Annotated in this window: 20 protein-coding genes; 10 read left to right on the top strand and 10 right to left on the bottom strand. The window is 60.6% G+C overall.

Annotated features, from left to right (window positions below):
- Position 1: 1 nt before the first annotated feature.
- Positions 2–1,567 carry an AbgT family transporter gene (locus ABIA90_RS35945; protein WP_354120268.1) on the bottom strand — a complete coding sequence of 522 codons (1,566 nt, stop codon included), beginning with the start codon at positions 1,565–1,567 and terminating at the stop codon, positions 2–4.
- Positions 1,568–1,978: 411 nt separating this feature from the next.
- Complete coding sequence (locus ABIA90_RS35940; protein ID WP_071911316.1) at positions 1,979–3,577, bottom strand: DcaP family trimeric outer membrane transporter; 1,599 nt, start codon at positions 3,575–3,577, stop codon at positions 1,979–1,981.
- Positions 3,578–4,137: 560 nt separating this feature from the next.
- Between ABIA90_RS35940 and ABIA90_RS35935 the strand changes: the two genes are divergently transcribed.
- The gene (locus ABIA90_RS35935; RefSeq protein ID WP_354120269.1) at positions 4,138–5,355 is read left to right on the top strand and encodes a sensor histidine kinase; all 1,218 of its coding nucleotides are present in this window, start codon (positions 4,138–4,140) and stop codon (positions 5,353–5,355) included.
- Positions 5,356–5,668: 313 nt separating this feature from the next.
- Positions 5,669–6,304, top strand: coding sequence for a response regulator transcription factor (locus ABIA90_RS35930; protein ID WP_028152046.1), 636 nt, complete (start codon positions 5,669–5,671; stop codon positions 6,302–6,304).
- A 731-nt stretch (positions 6,305–7,035) separates the two neighbouring features.
- Here ABIA90_RS35930 and ABIA90_RS35925 read toward each other — a convergent pair.
- The 4 genes from ABIA90_RS35925 to ABIA90_RS35910 are packed head-to-tail and all read right to left on the bottom strand — an operon-like array spanning position 7,036 to position 11,014.
- Complete coding sequence (locus ABIA90_RS35925; protein WP_354120270.1) at positions 7,036–8,043, bottom strand: Gfo/Idh/MocA family protein; 1,008 nt, start codon at positions 8,041–8,043, stop codon at positions 7,036–7,038.
- Complete coding sequence (locus ABIA90_RS35920; protein ID WP_354120271.1) at positions 8,033–9,079, bottom strand: Gfo/Idh/MocA family protein; 1,047 nt, start codon at positions 9,077–9,079, stop codon at positions 8,033–8,035. The genes ABIA90_RS35925 and ABIA90_RS35920 overlap by 11 nt, the downstream gene beginning before the upstream one ends.
- Positions 9,080–9,089: 10 nt before the next feature.
- Positions 9,090–10,238, bottom strand: a complete 1,149-nt coding sequence (locus ABIA90_RS35915) for an N-acetylglucosamine-6-phosphate deacetylase (protein WP_354120272.1) — start codon at positions 10,236–10,238, stop codon at positions 9,090–9,092.
- Positions 10,235–11,014 carry a 6-phosphogluconolactonase gene (locus ABIA90_RS35910; RefSeq protein ID WP_354120273.1) on the bottom strand — a complete coding sequence of 260 codons (780 nt, stop codon included), beginning with the start codon at positions 11,012–11,014 and terminating at the stop codon, positions 10,235–10,237. Before ABIA90_RS35910 ends, ABIA90_RS35915 begins: the two co-directional genes overlap by 4 nt.
- A gap of 131 nt (positions 11,015–11,145) precedes the next feature.
- Here ABIA90_RS35910 and ABIA90_RS35905 point away from each other — a divergent pair, with 131 nt between their 5' ends.
- The 5 genes from ABIA90_RS35905 to tenA all read left to right on the top strand — a co-directional run bounded on the left by ABIA90_RS35905 (position 11,146) and on the right by tenA (position 16,627).
- Positions 11,146–12,183 carry a LacI family DNA-binding transcriptional regulator gene (locus ABIA90_RS35905; protein ID WP_014493423.1) on the top strand — a complete coding sequence of 346 codons (1,038 nt, stop codon included), beginning with the start codon at positions 11,146–11,148 and terminating at the stop codon, positions 12,181–12,183.
- Between the two features lie 113 nt (positions 12,184–12,296).
- Complete coding sequence (locus ABIA90_RS35900; RefSeq protein WP_354120274.1) at positions 12,297–13,640, top strand: extracellular solute-binding protein; 1,344 nt, start codon at positions 12,297–12,299, stop codon at positions 13,638–13,640.
- 66 nt (positions 13,641–13,706) lie between these two features.
- A complete protein-coding gene (locus ABIA90_RS35895) occupies positions 13,707–14,594 on the top strand; it encodes a carbohydrate ABC transporter permease (RefSeq protein WP_063981792.1) in 888 nt (295 codons plus the stop codon).
- Entirely contained in the window at positions 14,591–15,451 is an 861-nt protein-coding gene (locus ABIA90_RS35890) for a carbohydrate ABC transporter permease (protein ID WP_063981793.1), read from the top strand. Before ABIA90_RS35895 ends, ABIA90_RS35890 begins: the two co-directional genes overlap by 4 nt.
- Before the next feature lie 501 nt (positions 15,452–15,952).
- Complete coding sequence (gene tenA / locus ABIA90_RS35885) at positions 15,953–16,627, top strand: thiaminase II (RefSeq protein WP_247303766.1); 675 nt, start codon at positions 15,953–15,955, stop codon at positions 16,625–16,627.
- A 185-nt stretch (positions 16,628–16,812) separates the two neighbouring features.
- Here tenA and ABIA90_RS35880 read toward each other — a convergent pair whose 3' ends face one another.
- The 4 genes from ABIA90_RS35880 to ABIA90_RS35865 form a co-directional block, all read right to left on the bottom strand.
- Positions 16,813–17,193, bottom strand: a complete 381-nt coding sequence (locus tag ABIA90_RS35880; protein WP_223153936.1) for a hypothetical protein — start codon at positions 17,191–17,193, stop codon at positions 16,813–16,815.
- An 8-nt stretch (positions 17,194–17,201) separates the two neighbouring features.
- Positions 17,202–17,375: a hypothetical protein gene (locus ABIA90_RS35875; RefSeq protein WP_247303764.1), complete on the bottom strand. Its 174-nt coding sequence runs from the start codon at positions 17,373–17,375 to the stop codon at positions 17,202–17,204.
- A gap of 1,277 nt (positions 17,376–18,652) precedes the next feature.
- Positions 18,653–18,913 (bottom strand): hypothetical protein, encoded by a 261-nt coding sequence (locus ABIA90_RS35870; protein ID WP_071911332.1) that lies wholly within the window; start codon positions 18,911–18,913, stop codon positions 18,653–18,655.
- A gap of 182 nt (positions 18,914–19,095) precedes the next feature.
- Complete coding sequence (locus ABIA90_RS35865) at positions 19,096–19,818, bottom strand: SGNH/GDSL hydrolase family protein (RefSeq protein ID WP_247303760.1); 723 nt, start codon at positions 19,816–19,818, stop codon at positions 19,096–19,098.
- A 182-nt stretch (positions 19,819–20,000) separates the two neighbouring features.
- Between ABIA90_RS35865 and ABIA90_RS35860 the strand changes: the two genes are divergently transcribed.
- From ABIA90_RS35860 to ABIA90_RS45645, 3 genes are all read left to right on the top strand, one after another.
- On the top strand, positions 20,001–21,233 hold the full coding sequence (locus ABIA90_RS35860; protein ID WP_247303758.1) for a hypothetical protein: 1,233 nt from the start codon (positions 20,001–20,003) through the stop codon (positions 21,231–21,233).
- Positions 21,234–21,238: 5 nt separating this feature from the next.
- Positions 21,239–21,823 carry a protein-S-isoprenylcysteine O-methyltransferase gene (locus ABIA90_RS35855; RefSeq protein WP_354120275.1) on the top strand — a complete coding sequence of 195 codons (585 nt, stop codon included), beginning with the start codon at positions 21,239–21,241 and terminating at the stop codon, positions 21,821–21,823.
- Positions 21,824–22,032: 209 nt separating this feature from the next.
- Entirely contained in the window at positions 22,033–22,230 is a 198-nt protein-coding gene (locus ABIA90_RS45645; RefSeq protein WP_071911340.1) for a hypothetical protein, read from the top strand.
- The last annotated feature ends 53 nt before the right edge of the window (positions 22,231–22,283 follow it).

The raw sequence follows: 22,283 nt of genomic DNA, 5'->3' as shown, positions 1-22,283 counted from the left end.
CTCACAATCCCCAAGGCAAGCCCAGCAGGTACCAGACAACGAACAGCACGGTCCAAATGATGGCCATCCAGAGAGTGTACGGCAACATCAGCGCGACAACCGTCCCGACGCCCGCTTTCTTGTCGTAAATCTGGGCAAATCCGACCACCATGGCAAAGTAGGCATTGAGCGGGGTAATCGCGTTGATCGGCGAGTCACCGACGCGGTAGGCAGCCAGGACGGCCGCGGGATCAACGTTAAGCTGCACGAACACCGGCACGAAGACCGGCGCGAAGATGGCCCATTTGGCAATCGCCGGCGTGAACACGAAGTCCAGGATCATGACGACAATGATGAAGCCAACCAGCAGCCACAGCGTGCCGATATTCGCGCTCTTCAAGACATCGGCCATCGTCAGGGCCATCAACGTCGGAATGTTGCTATAGTTGAAGTAGTCGACGAACTGGCTGATGACGACGAAGAGGAGGATGGTGCCGCTCAGCGAAGCCACCGCCTTGGTCATGGCCGCGATGACGGCCGTGGAGCTATTCACCGTTCTCGCGCCGATGCCGTATGCGATCCCGGTTGCAAGGAACAGCACCATGATGACCCCGATCAGGCCGTTCATGAATGGTGAATTGCCGATCAGGACGCCCGTCGTCGGATTGCGCAGGGGCGCGCCCGACGGAACCGTTAACAGAAGGAACAGGATCACGACCCCGAGCAGCGCAAAGCCGCTGTACCTCAGCCCACGCGACTCGTCGGTGGAAAGCTGCCCTCCGTTCGCCTCCGGCTGAGTGTTGGCGGTCTTCTCGGCCTGGTAAGCGCCCAGCCGTGGCTCAATGATCCGGTTGTTGATGAGCGCGATGACGACGGTCAGGACAACAACGGAGGCGATCGAGAACGAGACGTTGGCGGTCAGATCCAGCGACGTGGTGGGGTTGACCATGTGGATTGCGTCGTTGGTGATTTCCGTCAGAACGGCATCAAGCGGCTTGATGATCATGTTCACGGTGAATGCACCGGCGACTGCGGCAAATCCCACAGCGAGCCCGGCGAGAGGATGCCGGCCAACGCTCAAGAAGGCGGCGCCGGCCAACGGGATCAACACCACATAGCCGGCGTCTGCGGCAATGCTGGACAAGATGCCGACGAACGCGACGATGTAAACGAGTGCCCAGCTCGGAGAGACGGCCACGAGTTTTCTGATCAACGCGTTGATCAGGCCGGCTTCCTCGGCGACGCCGACGCCCATCATGGCGACGATCAACAGCCCAACCGCGGTGAAACCCATGAGGTTTGGCACGAGCCGGGTGTAAATATGACGAATTCCATCCGCCGTCAGCAGGCTATTGGCGGCAGAGGTCGCGGTCTCGACCTTGTGAGTATCCGGGTTGATGACCTGATAGGTGACGCTTGCCCCCAACATGTAGAGTAAGTGAGACAGCACCAACACGATGGCGATGAGGATCAGAAATATCACGACCGGGTGCGGGACGCTGTTTCCGACACGTTCGACAGTGTCGAGGGCTCTTTGCGTCATCGTCTTGGATGGCGGCGTGTTCGTGGCGTCACTGCGCGCGCTCATGTCGGAAATCCTCCCGCTCCATTAGCGACGGCTGGAGCAGCGCTGGTACCATGATGATCCATGCTATGAGAACAGCGAGGAAAGATCGGACGCCAATGCGCGCTCGAAACCGCTGATCTCGTAATCAACGCGACGACCCCGCTACTCCTCTGACGAAGATGCCAGCGTCATCGCCGCGAGTGCGGCGACGATCTGAAAGGACCATGGAGACACGGAGGCCTCTCGGGAGAGGATTGCTCATCCTTTCGCGATCTGTCCGTTCACACGCTGCCTTACGAACAATCAATAAGGCGCTTCAAAATCCGGCTGAATACCGAATGCGCCTAGATTGTTCCGGGGCAATTACCGACCCGAACGAACGTCTGTGTCAGCAAGGCTTCCATGTCTGCCTGCGAAGCAACAAGGCTGTCTTCAGAACCGCACAGTGGCCGAGCCAAGGATGCGATTGGCGGTACCAGAGCCGGTGCTGACCGGGGCTGTTGCTGCGGTGCCGCCGTACACGTCCCGATGGGAGTAGACATATTCAAGACCGACGTCGAGCCATCCGGTCCCGACGCTGTTGCCACGAAGCTCGGCGAACGGGCTCCAGATCAAATTGAAGATCCCCTGCTGCATGGTGCTGTTCAACGACGTCGCCGAGACAGATCCCGGCACGAACAATTGCGCATAGGACGGATATTGCTGCCATGCGTAGGAGTAGACGAAATTGCTGCGTAATTGCGGTGTCCAGAAGCGGCGGTAGCCTGCGCTCGCGCCATAGGTCGGCAGGGCGTCGAGGCTGGGATCGACAACGCCGGGCAGGCCGATGTTGGACAGCGCATCCTGGCCGAAGGTATTGGCGCCGAAATAGCGCCCGATGCCTTGGCCGTAATAGGCCATGCCAACCAGCTCGTCCGGACCGAAAGCTGGTGACAGCCATCGCATTGGGAAGCGACCGCTACCTGCGACACCCCAACCGGCGGTATTGCGCTCGACCGCTGGCGGCGCCGCCGCCGTACCAGCCGTGCGGATGGTGAGATCGCGCAGCAGGCCGCGCAGGTCGAGGCCCAGGCCATCGTTCCGGTATTCGAGCCGGCCGAGTAGATCGGGCACGGAGGCAAATGACGGACTCAATCCACCAAAGCCAGCCGGGGTGCTGATCTGCGTGAATACGCCTGCCGCGGACGTGTACTGCGTATCCGGCATCTCGATCGAAACGTGCCCGGTCAATCCCGGAGCCAATGTCGCGGTCGCCCGAACCTGCGCCTGGCGCACGAATGACTGGTTGAGATTGGTCGAGAAGTTCACGGTTTCATAAACGCCCTCGTTCCACAGGCTGTTCGCCCAGCCGACCAGGACACGAAACTGTTCGCTGCCGACCTCGCCCCAGGCCTGACGGAGCCGAAAGACCGCATTGGGTGAGGCTGCCGTGCCCCCGCCGAAGTCGCCTTCAAAGCGGGTTTCCAGAGTGCCCCAGGCGGTCGCCGTGCGCGTATCCATACCGATGCGGCTGAACCGGGCGGACAATCCGGTATCGCCTCCCTGGATGTCGGCGGGGCTTCCGGAAAGCGGAATGGTTTGCACTGTCGGCGCATCGGACTGATTGCGGCCATTGAAGTCGTGGTAGCCATTGACGTTCGCGAAACCGTAGAATCGCACCTCGGACTGCGAACCCGGGATGCGCAAGGACAAGCCCGGGAGATCGGAACGCAGCGCGTCCTCGCCTTCGCCGTCGAACTGACTGCCCATCGGTTCGGGCGGACGCAGGCCCGGAATGGGCGCCGCCGCGGCTTGCGGAGGGACCGCAGCACTCGCAGTCATTCGCGGCTCAGTCGACGCAACCGGAATCGCAGGCGGCTTTTGCCCGGCGGTCGGTGCGACGACGTCACGACGTGCGGTGGCGGCTTGGGACTTCGAATGCTTATCGCGCGTTTCGAGTTCGTCGACGCGACGGCGCAGCGCGCTGATCAGCTTGTCACCTTCTGTTGCGCGGGCTTGCAGCGCATCGAGACGGCGCATCAACTCTTCCATGGAAGGTTTCTGCTCCTGACTGGCGGGTGTCTGTGCCAAAGCCGGACTGGAAAATATTGCGATTGATGCAACGCCGCAAAGCGCTCGGAATGTTCGCACGCAAGCCTCCTGTTGGCACGTTCGGGGCACATCGAGTTTTGCGCTTCATCTCAGCGATCGCAAGCCGGCTCCATCGAAGGTCGAAATTTTCCGCGAGATTGTGCCATTTCGGTTGTACCGCAGCGCAGTTGCATCGCGCTCGGTCGGCTCAACATCATCCTGCAGCGCAGAAGGCGATCTCAGGATAGGGACGGGTGCGTGAAATCGAAATGGTTCACAATCCCACCACTGTGCGCTGCATCCCGTATCGTCGCGTCTTGGGTGTCGCCGCCATATTTGCGTGGCACGAACTGCATAGTCATATGCCGGAATTCATGCCAGTCATGCGAGGTTTTGGTCTTCGGAGAATACAACCTGCTGGCTGAGGGTAAGATCGAGCGTATAATCCGATCTATCCCCTAGGGCGTTTCCTGTAGTCCGGTGATCGATGCTGGGACGACTGGAGAGGGGAGCTTTCGAGATTGAGCGTTGAGTTCGACCTCGAAAACGACCCGGAAAGTTGGGTGCGTACCGTGAAGCCACACAGTTCTCCTGCTTGCGAGCCGGCGCGTCTCTTTATCGACGATCACCTGATTGGCCAGGGCGCAATTGGCGATCGCTCGTATTGGACACATTCCGAAGAGCTCCTTTTCGCGGTCCGCCCCTCACGTGGCGGGCGCTTCGTGTACGAGGCAATCAATCAGGCCTTCGAGGCTCTCCTTGGAATGTCGCAGCATGAGGTCCGAGAGCTGGACGTCTTCGAATGCCTTGCCAAGGAAGACGCCGAGCGTCTCTGTGAAATCCTCCAGGCATGTCTTGCGGAAGGAACCGAGGCCAAAATCCAGCACAGTCTGATGCTCGGCGGCTTGCTGCGGGATGTCGAGACAACCGTTGTTCCGATCCTCCATCCCATGGCCGGCAATGCGGCCCGGTTGATTGGCGGTCATCGGTTACTCCACAAGGAGGGGCTCGACTGTGTGACTGAAGAGGCTGCTTTCCTTCACCGGGACGTCAGCCTGATGTCCATCCGCGAGGACATCCACCAGCGGATCGCATCGGAGCTTCATGATTCGACATGCCAGGAGCTGGTTGCCGCCAGTCTTGGTGTGATGCGTGTCCGCACTTGCCTCGATAACCCGCGCGGCGTCGAGCGGCTTTGCGATGATATCGACGCGTCGATCGACGCGGCACTCAAGGAAATCCGTTCCCTGACCTATCTGCTCCACCCCCAGGATCTGACGGACCGGGGACTCAAGGCGACGATAGAGCAGCATGCCTTGGGGTTTGCTGCACGTACGTCGTTGCGGGTGAGCACGAGGATACCCGCCGCCGTCGATAAGCTACCTTACGCGAGCCAGCTCTCGGTGCTGCGGGTCGTTCAGGAGGCGCTCACGAACATATTCCGCCACGCGAAGGCGACGGAGGTCAGAATCGTCGTCGAGGCGATCGAGGGGCACTTCCATCTGACGATCAGCGACAACGGGCGCGGTTTCCCGGTCGATCACACAAAACGTGGCAACGGTGCGATATCGCCCGGTGTCGGCATTCCCGCCATGAGAGCGAGACTTAAGCAGCTTGGGGGCACGTTCGAGATCCGGTCCGATCTTGCACCGCGACATTCCGGCACGACGCTGTGCGCGGTGTTCCCGCATGGTCTCATGACCAAAAGGCGCAGCCGGCGCGCGGCACTGAAATCATAAGCCAGCGTGTGCACGGAATGACGGACATCAGGGACCCCGAGGGCAGGCAGTCTCTGTCCGTCGGTTCCCGGAGTTCCCTCCACGAAACGAAGGCTGATCGACCATGATCGTGTAGCGGTCCGATTTGGGCTGCGCGCGGGCAAGACCCGTCGATGTCTGATTGGAAACGCCGATGTTTGGTACATCCGCCCGGAGATATCAGGGTTTTGCAGGATAACCCATTGAAGGATAATCGGTAGATTGGCACACTTGACTGCTGGAAATCTCCATCCATTGCCCGACAGGTTCTGGGCCCGCATACGGGAACGACGCCGTGAAACGCATCGTGATTGCGGATGATCATGAAGTCGTACGTTCCGGGCTCCGAGCGATCGTTGAGACCCGCTCAGACTGGATCGTCAGCGGAGAGGCGACCAACGGCGAGCAGGCTGTGGCCGTGGCGGTGGAGACGCGTCCGGACGTCGTGATAGCCGACTATTCGATGCCGCTGATGAACGGACTTGAGGTCAGCCGCCGCCTCAAGTCGATGCACCTGCGCACCGAAGTATTGATCCTGACGATGCACGAGAATGAGGAATTGCTGACTGAAGCCATCCTGGCTGGCGTTCGCGGCTTCCTGTTCAAATCGGACGCCAGTAGGCACCTGATCTTCGCGATCGAGGCCTTGCTCGATGGCAGACCTTACTTCACGGGCGTTCTATTGGAGAAGTTGCTCCACGAATACCAGGCCGGCAAGCAAAATACGTCCGATATGCTGCTCACCGCGCGCGAGCAGGGCGTTGTCCAGCTTATTGCAGAGGGACACACCAACAAGTCGATCGGCGTCATCCTGAAGCTGAGCGTAAAGACCGTCGAGACCCACCGCGCGTCAGCGATGCGCAAGCTCAGAATGTCATCGACGGCCGAGCTCGTCCGCTACGCCGTTCGCAGGAAGCTCGTCAATCCTTGATGGAGCTTTCAATGCGAGTCGCCGCCTCGCTAGCGATCAGCGACAACGCGTTCTCCCGTTGGAAATGCCGCGATTTTCGCTGGAGCGACAGCGGTGCTGTCAAGGTCCGGACTTGGGCAGACCCGCTCCAGGAGCATCCGGGCATTTCCTTCCAGCGGCCCGAGGCTCGAAAGCACGACGTTGATCTCCCGAATTCGACGATACAACGTCGAGCTCGGCACACCTGGCTGACCGGCAGCGCAATGACGGATTATGATCGTCCGACGGACGCCCATTTTCAGCCGCATAAGCCTGGGATGCGACCGGCAAGTCATTGAAACCGCAGCTGACTCTTAATCAGCGGGTCCCAGGTTCGAGCCCTGGTGCGCCCACCAAGCTTTTCAATAGCTTAGGGGTTTGTTACGGTCGTCATTCCGACAGACGCGCCGTGGCTATTCCGACAAACCGGCTGTCTTTGTTCTTTCTTCTCGCCGTTTCTTCGTGCCGGAAATTAGCTGTTTCCGTGTGCGCTTTGCATAGGTCGGCAACTGCCGCGACGGGCGATGGCGGCCGGCGGCTCTGAGCTCAGCGCCCGTCAGATCGCTGTCGGCTCCCTCGGTAAAAGCCGCCGTGGCGGAATGATGTAAAGGACAGCTCTTCACGGAGATCGACTGCACGGACGATCTTTTTCACGACCCCGCGCAGGTAGCGAAGATCCTGCTTGGCTGTGATCCAGGGTAGCGGGGTAGGTGTTAACTCCATCGCATCGGCTTTCCGCCGTTGGCCGCACTCTCCTGAGCAAGTATTGCGATACGCGTGGCGCGCAGGGCCTCGTTTGCCGCAATCTGCAAGGTCTCGCCGCGGGCGAGATGATCAAAGACGAAGCTGGCGGGCGAGGCGCCCACGGGCAGGTCGATTTCGCGCCGGGGTCTCGTCGCCGTCTCGACGAGCAGTCGATTTTCCGCGAACAGAACGTCAGCACGACCCTTTGTCCCGGAGATCCGCATGGCATAGTCTCCGTGCCGTGGCGACGCTTCGGGCTGGATCCAGTCAACTTCAATCGCGAATTCCGGTCCGCCATCGCAGGCGAGAATAGCACGCCCCAGCGCGGGAAAGTTCGTCGTGCCGGCGGCCGGGGTCGACGAAATCCAGCCGCTGATCGTGCCGCTGGTGTATCCCGTCAACCAAAGGGCCAGATCAATATCGTGGACCGTGAGGTCAGCGAGGATGCCGCCATAAGCTGATGGTTCGAACATCCACGCTGGACGTCGGCTTGGGATCAGCTTGTGCGGCCCGGTTGCAGTGATGGATACAATGTCTCCAAGTTGGCCGCTGTCGATCACGGATCGGAGTGCGAGCGTGACCGGATAAAACCGCTTCTCGAGCAGAAGAGTGAGCAAATTGCGCCCGGCGAGCGTCTCCTCGATAAGCGCAAGCTGGGCCAGGGTCACAGCCATGGGCTTGTCGGCGATCGCGAAGATGCCGCGGCGTAAAAGTTCGACGACGATTGGAGCGCGAAGACCGAATTCGGTGAAGACTGCTGCGGCCCGAACCCGATGCGCATCCAGAAGCGCATTCGGGTCGGCGTAGCCGGGCGTCTTCGTACGTCGTTCGAGCTCGGTGCGCCGCGCTGGGTCATGATCGGCGACGGCCACGACCCTGACGTCGGTTCTGACAGCGATCTCTGACAGTACGTATTCGACATGCGGGTGGGCTGCGCCGATGATGGCGATGTCGAGCATCTCGGAGCTAGCTGGCATGAATGGCCTCCGCTGCGATCTCATTGGGGCTGACGGCGCGACCTTCGGAAGCCGAGCGATAGATGGCGTCAACCAGTCTCGCAGCCTCGAATCCATCCCTGAACGTGCTCGCAGGCGGCCGTCGCTCCCGGACGGATTGAACGAAGTCGCGCCATTGCGCGATATGTCCTTCGATCCCGATCGCCTTGGGATCGCTTGCGGCGCTGCCAACCCCGGCCGCGCTTGGCGGCTCGGCAACATCAGCAAAATCCCAGCGCACGATGCTGTCGTTTGCGAGCTCGCAACTGCCGCGATCGGTGAACAGTCGAAGCATGGCCGGCCTTCCCGGAGGCAGCGCCGTACTCGTCACGATCACACCTAACGTGCCGGACGCGAAGGAGAGCAGCGCCGCCGTCGTGTCCTCGACGGCGTGCGTGTGTCCGAGCGTCGCCGTCTTGCCCTGAACACTGTCGACGGATCCGAATAGCCAGAGCATCAGGTCGAGATTGTGAACGCCCTGATTGAACAGCGAGCCGCCACCATGCTCGGCTTCGCTGCGCCACGGCTTCTCCGCATAGTAGGCGTCGGAGCGGTACCAATGGATCGCCGCCTCGATCAGGCGCGGCTGTCCAAGATGACCCGCGTCGAGCAGAGCCTTGATCGCCTGATGCTGCGGCTCGAGACGGCGCTGCGAAACCACACCGCACGTCAGTTGCGAGCGCTCGGCGGCACGGACCAGCGACGCGGCCTCGGCCGGATCGACGCAGAGCGGCTTCTCGACCAGCACGTGCCGCCCCGCCGCGATCGCAGCAAGCGCGACGTCATGATGCGCGCCGCTCGGGGTGCAGACCACGACCGCGTCGATCCCGGCATTCGCCAGCATCGCCTCGGTGGTCGCGAATGCCGGAACGTCCTCGCCATTCATGCACGCAGCAATCTGCTCAGGCGTGCCGCCGGCGATCGCGGACAAGACGGTATCGTCGAGCGCCCGTATTGCCCGCACGTGTGTTTCGCCGATCGCTCCCGGACCGATCAACCCGATGCGAAGCCGGTTCATGTCTCAGTCCTCAAGAGTTGCAGCGATAAGGACGGCCCGCGACATAGACCGTCTCGGGCACGAGAGATTCATCCTCGCCGAGATGGAAGCGCAGCAGATCGGCCGGCGCTCCCACCGTCAGCGCAGGAAGGTTGAACGGGATACGCGGATTGACAGTTGCGAGCCTCAGCGCCTCTGCCAGGGTCAATCCGGCCATGCGTCTTGCCGTGGTTATTCCGAACACGAGGCTAACGGCCGCGCCCGCCAGAAAGGATGTGCCGACGACTTCGAGCCGGCCGTTCGCCTTTAGCTCGACCTTGCCGCCGATCGGTGCGTCGTAGATTCCGGGTGTGCAACCCGCGAGCGCGGCGGCATCCGACACCAGGATCGCTCGCTCGAGCCCCTTTGCGCGCAGCATGGCCTTGAAGGTCTCGCGGGGAAGGTGATGGCCATCGGCGATGAAGCTCGCCCACAGCCCGTCCTCGGCCAGTTGCGACCAGATCGGGTTGGGATGTCGCGGCAGCGTGGCGGCGATGCCGTTGCCAAGATGCGTCGACAATATTGCGCCCGCCGCGACGGCGGCGGAGATCTGATCCGGTGCGGCGTTCGTATGGCCGAGGGCAACACGGACGCCGCGCGCATGAAGGCCGCGCACATAGGCGTCTGTTTCCGGCCAATGCGGCGACAACGTCACGAGGCCGACGAGGTTTCCGCAGGCCGCCTGCCACGCATCGAACTCGTCGAGGCTCGGCGGCCTGACATGTTCGGCCGGATGCGCACCGCGCGGACCATCTTCTGGCGCGATGTGCGGGCCTTCGACATGCACGAAGGGCATTGCGTGCTTGAGAAACGGATCGCTGTCGCGCGCCTGCGCAATGGCGCGCAATGCATCGATGATCGCATTATGCGATGCTGTGATGAGCGTAGGGGCAAAACGCGACACCCCGCTGTTGTGGACGGCCGTGACGAGATCGCGGACCGTCCGGAGATCAGGGCGGCCATTGAGATCGTAGCCTGCAAAGCCGTTCAATTGCAGATCGAACAGGCCGAGCGACAGCCACAGCCCGTCATCGTCACCGCCGGGAACGATGTCCGTGATCCGGCCGTCCTGAATGACGATGGTGCGATTCTGTCCGGTCTCCGGATCGCGGCCCGAAACGCGCGTTGCCGGATCTGTCATGCGCGTACCGGTGTCAGTGAGAGCTGCGGCGGCGTGGAATCCTGGTCGAGATACAGCGTGCAACGTGGGTGCGTGCGGAGCGCGCTCGCCGGGCACTCGGTCCCGATTGGACCGTATAGCGATCGCTCGACGGCGGCGCGTTTGGACGCGCCGGGCACGACGCAAAACAGCCGGTCGGCATCCAGGAGCCGGGGAATCGTCAGCGTGATCGCATGTGTCGGAACATCCCCGAGCGTCGGGAAGCACTCATCGTCAACCTGCTGCTGCCGGCACACTGCGTCGAGCTCGACGATCTTGACCGACTTGGTGTCGTGCAGATCGGCGACCGGCGGGTCATTGAAGGCGAGGTGACCGTTCACGCCGATTCCGAGGCAGACGATGTCGATCGGGGCTTCGCCGAGAAGGGCCGCATAGCGTGCTGCTGCCCGCTCCGGATCCGGCTCCTGCCCGATCAGGTGAACCGCGCCGAAAGCGATGCGCGAGAACAAGTGACGCGTCAGCCAAGCCCCGAAGCGCTCCGGCGCATCCGCGGGAAGTCCGAGATATTCGTCCATGTGGAAGGCTGTGACGCGCCGCCAGTCGATATCGCGCTCGCGAGCAAGGGCATCCAGCATCTCCGCCTGGCTCGGTGCCGCCGCGAAGATCATCCGCACGTTGCTCTGCCGTCCGAGGTGGTCGCGGAGCGCAGCAGCGACGTCCGCGGCGGCCGCCCGGCCCATCGCATCCCGCGTTTTAAACGTCGCGATTGAGGGAGTCACCGAAGCCGTCATGCTCATCCATGGTCTGCCGGGCCTGCACTTTACCCTCGCGCGGAGAGAATGTGATGCAACCGGTTGCATGTCAAGCTTGCGCCCCGGGCCGGGCCGGGGCATGTCTAGGTGAGGCGATGCAGAGGAGGCGGCCTGCTGTGAAGCGCGATTCAGATAGCGGCGGGGAGGGACGTCCATCGGTCGTGCCGACGATCAGTCAGGTCGCGAAGGCCTCCGGGGTTTCGCGTGCCACCGTATCGCGCGCCTTCTCGCGGCCGGAGATGCTGACCGAGGAGACCGTCCGGCGCGTCAAGGAAGTCGCGGGCAAGCTCGGTTATGTGCCGAACCAGGTCGCGCGTGCGCTTTCGACCGGACGCCACGGCAACGTCGCGCTCATCGTCTCGGATGTCGCGAACCCGTTCTTTCCACCGCTGATCAGGGCGGCGCAACTGCGCGCCGACCAGGCCGGGCTGTGCGTCTTTCTCGGCAATTCGGACGAGGATCCCGCGCGTGAGGAGCTGCTGGTCGGCCGCTTCATCGGCCAGGTGGAGGGACTTGTCCTCGCCTCGTCGCGCCTGGACGAAGAGCGTATCCGCCGTCATGCGACGCGCCGGCCGCTGGTGCTCATCAATCGCGATATCGAAGGCATTACGCGGGTCCTGATCGACACCGCGCCGGGTGTCGCGGCTGCGATCGCGCATCTGGCCGAGCTGGGGCACCGGCACATCGCCTATGTCAGCGGCCCCACGACGTCGTGGTCGAACCAGCAACGGCGCAACGCCGTCCGGCGCGAGGCGGAGAAGCGCGGGCTCAAGGTGATCGCCGTGCCCGCGCGTCCACCCTCCTATGACACCGGCCGGCTGGCGGCCACCCAGATCGTCGCCAGCGGCGTCACTGCGGCGATCGCGTTCGACGACCTTGTCGCTCAAGGCCTCATGGCAGGGTTAGCTGCGCTCGATGTCGAGGTGCCCAAATCGTTCAGTGTCGTCGGCTGCGACGACGTCCTCGGCGAAACCACCTATCCGCCGCTCACCACCGTGTCGGCGCGCTGCGCCGATGCCGGCGATGTCGCGGTCGGTCTGCTGCTGAGCCAGATGAATGGCGGCGTGTCGGGCGAGATCCGCCACAAGCTGAATTCCCATCTCGTCATTCGCGCCTCGACCGGGCCGGCCCCTCTGAAGCGGCGAGGCCGCTGACGATTTAGTCAATGGCCTTCGAAAGCGGCAACGGATCGCAATTGACACGCAACCGGTTGCATGCGAGCTTTTTCGCAGGATTTGTCCCATTCCGTATTGCGAGAATGACCCTCATGATGAGACCCGTTGGCAGGTTCGGCTACATCACGTGTTCCGAGGACAGCATTCGCCCGGCGAATTCGGGGCGTCGGTCATGGATGTCGGCCGCGCTGTCGCTGGCGCTCGCTGTCGCCGTGCCGGCGTTTGCGTCTCCTGCTTCGGCGGAGAAGCTGACCATCTGGAGCGGGTGGCCTGATCTGGCCCCGTTCTACAAGCGCGTCGGCGACCAGCTGAAGAGCAAATACCCAGATCTCGAAATCAGCGTCGAGGCCATTGCGCTCCGCGAGCACGAGAAGCGGCTGGCACTGTCGCTTCCATCCGGTGCGGCCGGGGACGTCATCGAGATGGAGGTCGAGGCGGCGCGGTATCTCGAGGCCGGCCTCATCCCGGAGCCGCCGGCGTCGATCGTCGATTTCGTCAAAGCCAATTACGACATGACGCGCGTGAAGACCGCCATGTACGAGGGCAAGATCTTCGGTGTGCCGCTGTTCCAGGGGCAGGGCGCGCTGTTCTACAACACCGAGATGTTCGCCAAGGCTGGCCTCGACGGTCCGCCCAAGACCATGGCCGACTACACCGCCTATGCGCAGAAGCTCGCGCAGCGCGATGCCTCCGGCGGGCCGACGGTGAGCGGATGGAGCTTGCGTCTCAGCGGCGGCGGCTCGGGCATCGCCGAGAAGTACTGGACCATCCTCTATAACCACGGCGGCACGCTGCTCGAGGAGAAGGGCGGAAAATGGCGCGCCGCCTATGCGAACGCAGCCGGCCGCGCCGCACTCAAGCAGTATCTCGACAACGTCGTGGTCTACCGTACCGTGACGCCCGAGATGAAGGCGGATGCGGAGGCCTTCGAGCTCGGCCAGACCGCGATGTTCATCCGGGAATCCTGGGTGATCGGCGACGTCGCCAAGAAGGCGCCCAATCTCAAATACGCCACGGCTGCACTGCCCAAGGGCACGCTGATGGTCCCGGTCGATCTCTACGTGCCGAACAAGGGACCCAAGAGCCAGATCGCCTGGGATTTCGTGCAAAAGGCCAACGAGCCGGAAAATCTGCTCTGGCTGCTCGAGAACACGGCCTGGGTCCCGAACCGCAAAGGCCTCGACTACTCCGCCGTGCTCAAGAAAATCCCGCAGCTCGACGCCTTCGTCAACACGCCGCCCGGCCACGTCTTCTTCACGGTCCCGGCGATCAGCCCTGCCAGCGAAATCCTTACCCGGCTCGCGGCGCGGCTGGAGAAGGCTTTCACCGACAAGTCGCTGGCCGGCAACGATGCCGCGATCGATGCTTTCCTGAAGTCCGCGGCTGAGGAGAGCGACAAGATCCTCGCCCGGGAAGATCTGCTGGCCAAACCCTAGACCTTCACCGACAGGGACACACTCAATCCAGGCGCCGGCCGCTAACCGGCGCTTGCCGGAGGATACATGCGCACCACGCCGAAATGGCTGTTTCCAGTTCTGGCGTTGCTTCCGGTCCTCGGCCTCTATGGCTGTATCCGCGTCTATCCGATCATCGAGACGCTGCGGCTCAGCCTCTTCCAGTGGAATATCATCTCGCGGCGCAAGCCGTTCGTCGGTTTCGCCAACTTCGTCGAGCTGGCGAGCGACCCGCTGTTTCTCGAAGCGATCTTCAACACCACCATCATCGCCTTTAGCGTCGTAGCGATCACCATCCCCGTCGCGCTTGCGCTCGCCGCCTTGATCAACACCCGGCAGGGGCTGCGGCGCAGCGGCGTCTATGAGGCCTCGGTCTTCCTGCCGCACGTCGTCTCGCTGGTTCCGGCGGCGATGGCCTGGAAATGGATTTTCGACGCCCGGCTCGGACCGCTCAACGCCCTGATCGGCCTTGTCGGGATTCCGGCCCAGTCGTGGCTGTTTGACCCTGTCCTGTCGCTGGTGTGCCTGATCGTTCTCTGCTCCTGGCAGGCGATCGGCTATGCCGTCTTGATCTTCCTGGTCGGACTGAAGAACGTCCCGGAGGCGCTCTACGAGGCCGCGCGCCTCGACGGCGCCTCGTCGTTTCAGGCCTTCCGCCACATCGCCGTGCCGCTGCTAAAGCCTGTCATGCTGTACGTGTCGGTCATCACGCTGATCTCGTCCTACAACATCTATGCGCAGGCCTTCGTGCTGGCATCGGATGTCCAGGGTGCGCCGGGGCGTCTCGTCCGGGTCCTCGTCCTCGACATGCTTGAAAACAGCTTTCGTAACTACCGGGTCGGCTACGCTGCAGCCGAAGCCGTCGTACTGCTCGTCATCGTCCTCATTTTGACCAGCGCGCAGTTCAGGCTGTTCCGCGACAGGAGTCGCGCATGAGCGAGCACGAACGCGAGCATCCGTCCGTCGTTGGTCAGAACGGTGCCGTCGGCCTCGTGATCGACGCCGTTCTTGGCGTCGTCAGCCTGATGATGCTCCTGCCGCTGGTTTTCCTGATCAGCAACGCGTTCAAGACGCCGCCGGAGCTGCTGGCGTGGCCGCCGACCGTCATCCCGCACCAGCCGACGCTGGAGAACATCGTCAGCGTCCTGCGCGAAACGCCGCTGTTTCGCTGGATCGGCAACTCGCTGATCTTCGCGACACTCTCGACCGCGAGCATCGTCTCCACATCGGCGATCGCAGGTTATGTGCTCGGCAAGTTCGATCTACCGGGGATCCCGGTGATCTTCGGCGTGATCATCGCGACGGCGGTCGTTCCCTTCGAAGTCTACATGATCCCGCTCTATCTCAACGTCCAGTCCGCCGGCCTGTTGAACACCTGGCCCGGGCTCCTGGTCGGCTATCTCATCATGAGTTTCGGCATCTTCCTGGTGCGGCAATATGTGATGACGTCGATCCCTGACGAGCTGCTGGAGGCTGCCCGGGTGGATGGCGCGGGGGAGCTCTGGATCTTCCTGCGGATCGTGCTGCCGCTGATGCGCGGCCCGTTGGGCGCTCTTGCCGTGCTGGCGTTCTTTCAGGCCTGGACTGCCTTCGCGTGGCCGCTCGTCGTCATGACCAACAAGGAAACCTATACGCTCGAGGTTGGGCTCGCCTTGTTTCAGACCGGCTTCACCGTGGACATCGGTCGCCTCAGCGCGGCCGCGGCGCTGGCGCTGGTTCCGAGCGCACTGTTCTTCTCGCTGATGCGTCGAAATTTCGTACGCGGCGTGGCCTCCAGCGGCTTGAAGGAGTGACGCCATGGCAGCATCGGAATAGGCGTAGATTTTCCTAGCAAATCATCCGTCTCTTAATCGGCGGCCCTGTCGGAGCATCTCCAACCGATGAGTGGGCGACGATTACATTCGCCATCATCCAAGTCGGTCTAGCGCCATCAAGCGGATATGCGATGTGCGAACTTGAACGAAAAGTGCACGTATCTGGTACGGTAGTCGCGCTGAGGGAAACGAAGACCAAGTAAGATACTGACGTGATTGGCGGGCCCGGCAGGACTCGAATCTGCAACGAGACCGCTATGAGCGGCGGGACAATGGCCGCCTCCGTTGATTTTCCCGCGCATTTCGTTCTGCTGGTGATAGTGTGACAGCGCCAATCATTCCCGGCGACCGACGGCAAGCGAATTCCATTCGCATCCTGCCGGCTAGTCGCTGCGGTCTGCCAAGGTCAGCGTCTTGGTTCGCGTTGACAGGACGTGAGTAAAAAAGTTCATAGGAAAGCAAGCCAGGCGGGAATGGATCGTGAGTTTCTTCGAGCGTCTAAAGACAGAAGCATCTGCTGAGTGGCGGGCCTACACCGAGCATCCCTTCACGAACGGATTGGCAGATGGCTCGCTCCCTGAAGCCGCATTTCGTCACTACCTTGCTCAGGACTATCTGTTCCTCATCGAGTTTGCGCGCGCCTATGCGCTCTCGGTCTACAAGTCGCCCAAGCTTGCCGACATGCGTGAAGCTGCGGCCGGCCTATCGGCCATCCTTGATGTCGAAATGAGCCTTCATGTGAAGCTGTGTGCCGGTTGGGGTCTATCCCCGAGTGACCTTGAACAAACTCCTCCGGCGGTCGAGATGCTGGCCTACACACGCTACGTGCTCGATGCTGGAATGCGCGGCGATCTGCTGGCACTCAAGGTGGCACTTGCCCCCTGCGTGATCGGGTACGCGGAGATCGCAACGCGGCTCGCCTCGCGACCCGATGCGGACGCTAGGACGAACTCCTATCGGATTTGGATCGATGAGTACGCTGGCGTGCCATACCAGGAGGTCGCGGCGAAAGCGCGTGCGCATTTGGAGCATCTCGCCGATCTCTACGCCACGCCGGCTCGCGAGGCAGAACTGATTGCCATCTTCAAGGAAGCCACTCGGCTCGAGGCAGACTTCTGGGAAATGGGCTGGCGTGCGGGCCAGCGTGTTGAATAGCCCTTCGGCAATCGGTTGATTGCAGGGACTCGTTTGGCTGCTGCGCACGGGTTGCGGAGGCGCGTTGTTCTAGAAGAACTCGGTGCGCGGGATTGCTGGAGTAACGAAGCAGACGGCCTGGAACGGGCGCGAAAGTCCTCGCCAACGATAGGCGAGATGCAGGATCGCTAAGTCATTAGTATTGTTCAGTCGCGTGCAGTGTTGGAGATGGAGATCCTAGCACGCCATCGTTCTTCAAACGTGTCAGCGCCCTCTTTCAGTGCCAACGCTTGTGCATCCAAAGGATTGCCGGGCTTGTTAGCAATGAGGATACCTGTAGCTTCTCCGCGAGAACCGGGTTGGGGACGCTGCTCTGTAGGCCATTCCAGCAATGCTTTCGACAGCATGGGTTTGCCCGCGTACCAGCATTTTCGTCCGTCGATGATACGGTAGGACCACCATTGCCCTTGCGGATTTGGCGGCATTGCGGCGCTGCATTGTTGCTTGGCATGCAGGCTGGTCATTTCGAGCGATGAGAGCGCAACAATGCCGACGGTTAAAGAAAACGCTTGAAGCGGTTTGCTCATGGGCGCGCTCAATTGCCGTGTTGCTGCAATCGACTTACAGCAACGATCAAAGCAGGCCGCTCAAGAACTTCCACCAACTCTTCAAGGATACGCGCGTGATCCCTGGGATGGGGCCGAAGGAATTCTTCCAGTATGAGTTGCGCGTCGCTAATCGCTTCCAGGGCTAATTGCTGATCAGTCATAACTACTTACTCATCAATTAGTTGCGCTGAGAAAGTCAGCGAAGGGTGAGATCAAGTCAGCTTTGAGGAATATCCCCGCTCTTCTATTCACTTTTTATTTCAACTCGCGGTGTCACCTCGGTCAATGTGCGAAATGATCCCACTAAGGCGTGTCGCGAGCGTAAGGGATCCCGGCGACTAAATAATCCGCTGCTCGATCCTCCTTCCGCGCATCACCACCTGTTTCCTATCTCGCGGCGGCCGGAAAAAATCTGTTTTGCTATACACCGCCGCGATCCATTGATCTTATTGAACTGTTCCTGACCAGCCTTTCTCACGAAGGGAGAGAGTGAAGCCCCGGCGCAAGAGCTAGGCCAGGGAAACCGTAAACTCGGAATGCCGTCGGGGGAACGTAGGTAGGTGGCTTCGCCGAGTAAGGCATTTGGGCGGCCAGCTATCTCCACCGCAACTCCACCTGGTCGGGCTGGATCCCGGAACACAGTGACTGTATCGATAAGGTCTCTGATGGCTTCTGCGGCTTCTGCGTCGCCGGCTGTGATACTTTTCCCCGATGCTTCTTCAAGCCGATTGAGTTGCTCCTCATATCGTTTCAGGACGGCGGGATGCAGCGCGACTTCCTTTGAGGCAGGCGGTTCGTTCTGCAGCTCTTGGGATATCCTCTTTCGTTCGGCATCCAAGGCAGCCGATCGGGGCGGAGAATGGAAGGATCGCCATGTCCATTTGCGACCGCATCCACCAGGTGCAAAGGCCATTTTCGAGCTCAGGGCTGAGATGGTCTCGCAAGGGAGGACTCGGATGCGCCGTCGGCGCGATATTGTCCTCGAACAGCCGGGGCAGCCAATTTTGCGGCTGGAAAGACGGAGAGCTACGTCAGGGTCAAGCTGATGACCACCGTGCCAATGGTAACAGCTCTAATGTCCTAGTACGCGCCGGACGCAAAGCATTCTGATTTCGTTAGTTTGGTGTAGTTGCTCAGCACTCGGGGGATCAATGGAGCCGAGAGTCTCGATACTAAACTTCGTTTCCAACTCTGACGCCATGCAGATGCAAATCTGCGAGCAAGCGTCCGTCGAAAAGCCGCCTTGCTGCGCGCAACCGTTTCGGCACGCTGAGAGAAACTGCGGTCGCCATTCTGCAGCCGTGGCGATTGTTATAAAATTGACAGCAGCTATCGTCAGAGCAGGGAGAAACGCGGACATTGCTTCGCTTCCCTTTTTTAGTTTGCTGAGGGGCCGCTCTAATTTGAATCCATCTTTTTCGCCTCTACCAATACCCAGCTACTTGCGTAGTTGTCCCCTGAAGCGGAACCACAAATGACCGATCAGTGATAGGACTATGGCGGCCACAATTATCGGGAGCCAAATCGACGTGGTTATGATGAACAAGGAAACGATGACCACACGTCCAAAGACCGATTCGCTGACCGGATTCTTAAGACGAGCGAAATAGGCGTAGATAATAAAGATGGTGGCCGGCACCATCCACGCGGCGACAAGCACCAGTAACAGGTCAACAAGTTGGCTGGCATAATGGTGCATGAGCGCACCTCCTGACAGCGTCGGCGCGAATTGCTGTCACCGCTGCGAGAGATGCGGCGATTGTCAACGATAGTTGGTCTTTGCTCGCGTTGGTGGGCATCTGCACGCTCGGCATCGCTGTCACGGCCGGTGCCCAAACTCTTGCGAGCCCGCAGCCTTCGATTCGCCCGAGCTAGGGCCTCTCAACGCGCACTCGTTGAGATTGCTCGGGCAAGGGCTCGTCCAATGCAATCATAACCATCGGCGGTGTTGTGCAATCCGTCCCACGTTACAAGCTCGCTTTGCGCAACTCCGGCATTGATCGAGTTACGCATCAGCGCAAAACGAGAGAATAGACCGACCCGTTCCTGCTTCGCGGCATCGGCGATGATGCCCTCCATCGTTGAGTAGCTAGCGGAAGCGAGCACCTGTGGCGCATATTGCAGATCCATCAGCACGACATCGGCAGACCCCGCCTTAAGTGCCCTTACCCCTTCAAGAACGCTTCTTTTGAGCCCTTGGTCCGGCCGGCCACCCCAGGCGACGTCATTAGTACCTAATTGCCAGATAACGAGATCAGGCGTGTGCGCGAAAACGTCACGCTCGAACCGCGCGATGTTGTTCGGAATCGTATCACCGACTCGACCGCTGTTGATGACCTCGATCGTTGCGTTGGATCTAAGCCTCGAGAGTTCTCGGCGCATCACCTGCGGATATGTGGCCGCGGACCGAAGTACCCAGAGCCCCACGGTCGACGATGATCCGATCGCGACAATCTTTAGCGGCTCACCAGATCTCAAACGCGCCGCCGTGCGGGGCAATTGTGCGCCCAGCGAAACATCCAAATTTGCAGCAAGGCATCTCTCGCCAGATGATGCCCCGTCCTGCGCTTGAGAGGGCGCTGTGCTCGACAAACCGACAATCACGGCAGCACCGATCGACGCTATTGTTCGAGCGGTTCGGCTTACGCATGGTAGAACAAATCGACCCATGTTCCCCAATAACTGGTGGATTCTCTCTTGACAACCCTTGGCGTCAAACGTCTGTTTTTGATTACAGATCGATTGAGGGGGCAGCGAGCAGCACGCATGAGTCCGGGGATAAGACAATGTGCGGCAAGCCTGTAGCGAAACGGTTGGTATTCCATATCGGTGGCTATGATCCAATCACGTCGCATGCCAGCGCGCAACGACGCTTTGTGCGCGAAATTGAGAGGTTCCAACGTACTTGGTCAGTGAAAGCGACCGTCGACGGTTCGCATGATACCGCCGACCAGATACAATGGAACGTGACGACAATCGGCCCCGATTGGCTCGTCGAAACCGATTACCGTCTGGTCCGATGGCACGATGTAATCGAGGTGTTCGGGGGTCGAAGCATCGGCTCACGCATTTCCATCGGCATTCTTGCGTTTCTGGATTTCGTATTGGCCGGCGCTCTTTGGCGTTACTTGCAGACCAATTGGCGCTACGCACTTTTCTTTCTCTATCCATTTGTCGCTTTCGGATTGCTCATCGCTGCCGCCTTTTTGATTGGCGTGGCTGCATTCAAGATCACCGGATCAATTCCCATTGCTACCGGTGGCGGCCTCTTCGGACTCGCAGCCGTGTTGGCGGGTCCGTGGCGCTGGCTGCACCTGGGCGACTTGTTCGACGATTGGATCTTTTCTTGCGAGTACATTCGATTCGGTAATTCGGAAATAGAGCAGAGGCTGGACAGGTTGGCCGCCGAGCTTGTGGTTGCGGCGAGCAACTCTGCCGCAGACGAAATTTTGGTCGTAGGGCACAGCCTTGGCGCCGTACTAGCGGTTGATCTACTTGATCGCGCCTTGAAGCTGGACCCTGCGCTCGGTCGGAAAAAGATTCCCGTCACATTCTTGAGCGTTGGATCTTCCATACTCAAGATCGGCCTGCACCCGAAGGCAGTGCGCTTTCGCGGGGCGGTGGAACGCGTCGCCAATTCCCGCGCGATCTTCTGGGGCGACTATCAGGCCCTCACGGACGTGTTGAATTTTTACAAATGCCGGCCAATGGCCGAAATGGGCTTGTCGACAGAAAACGAGGCGACCGTCCGGGTCGTGAAGATTAGTCGAATGCTTAACGACGACATGTATCAACGCATCCGCTTCAATTTCTTCCGCGTGCACTGCCAGTTCGTCAGTGGAAATGACAGGCGAACATCGTACGACTACTTCATGCTCACATGCGGACCTATTTCAGCCAAATCCCAGACGCTCGCCCCGGATGGCGCTGTGTCGATGATCGCTGACGACGGAGGCCTTGTTGCGGGCGCGCCGGTGTCGGAAAGCGAACTGCTGGGAAATCCGGGCGCGGCAGCCTGATTCAAATGACGCCCACCATTTCAAAAGTCATCTTCGTTGCGTTGGTGATCGGCTGGTACCTCATACGCTATAAGTACGCGCGGCGTTCCCGCCGTGCGAGGGTTGTGCGGAGCGCTCGCGGCCCCCTGGAAACTGCGCTCCTGCTCATATCTCTTTCGGGACTCGGACTTGTGCCGCTCGCCTACGTAGCGACAGGAATGCCTCGTTTCGCAGATCACAGTTTTTATCCCTGGTTGGCTTGGCTGGGGTCTTTCTTTGCGATCGCGGCTTGGGGCGTGTTTCACCTGACACACCGTGCACTCGGCCGGAATTGGTCGATAAGTCTCGACGTGCGGGAGAACCATGAGCTTGTGACGGAAGGGATTTACCGGAGAGTTCGACACCCGATGTATTCGGCATTTTGGCTGTGGGCCATCGCCCAGGCATTGCTGCTGCCGAATTGGATCGCCGGTTTTGCAGGCATTGCCGGCTTCGGGATTTTGTTCTTTGGCCGCGTTGCAAGAGAAGAGCGAATGATGTTGCAGACGTTTGGCGACAGCTATCGCGATTATATGGCGCGGACCGGTCGAGTCTTCCCGTGGATACTCTGAGGTGGGTCCCGGCACGTCTCGACCTGTGGTACCCACGAGACTGATTTGGAACCAGACGCCTCAATTTGCGTGCCATTTCCGCAACATACGGCAGAAAAAGCGGTCGGAACCGCGGACTCCCCGGTCTATTCGTTGGTGCCGTGGCGAGTGTCGGGTTATTCCTATGCGTGTCAGGTGAATCCAATCGTTCCGAACAATGGTGAGAACCGATGTTGAAATTCGTTGTCCTTGGAATCGCTTCTTTGGCTTTCGTGGGAACCGCAGCTGCTGCGGACCTGCCACGGCCTCAGCCGGTTGCCGTCGCGGCGCCGGTTGGCAAAGCTCCGATCGGCAAATATCCCGTGGGTAAGAGCCCCGTGGGCAAATACCCGGTCGCTGCCCCGGCTCCGTTGGTGACCAAGGGTTGATCTGACTATTCATTCGTACGCCAGCGGCGTTCGTTTGGGGTAGCAGATTACCT

The sequence above is a fragment of the Bradyrhizobium sp. LA6.8 genome, assembly GCF_040547935.1.
GTDB lineage: Bacteria > Pseudomonadota > Alphaproteobacteria > Rhizobiales > Xanthobacteraceae > Bradyrhizobium > Bradyrhizobium barranii.
The sequence above is the reverse complement of the archived record's forward strand: the minus strand, read 5'-3'. Positions and strand labels throughout refer to the sequence as shown.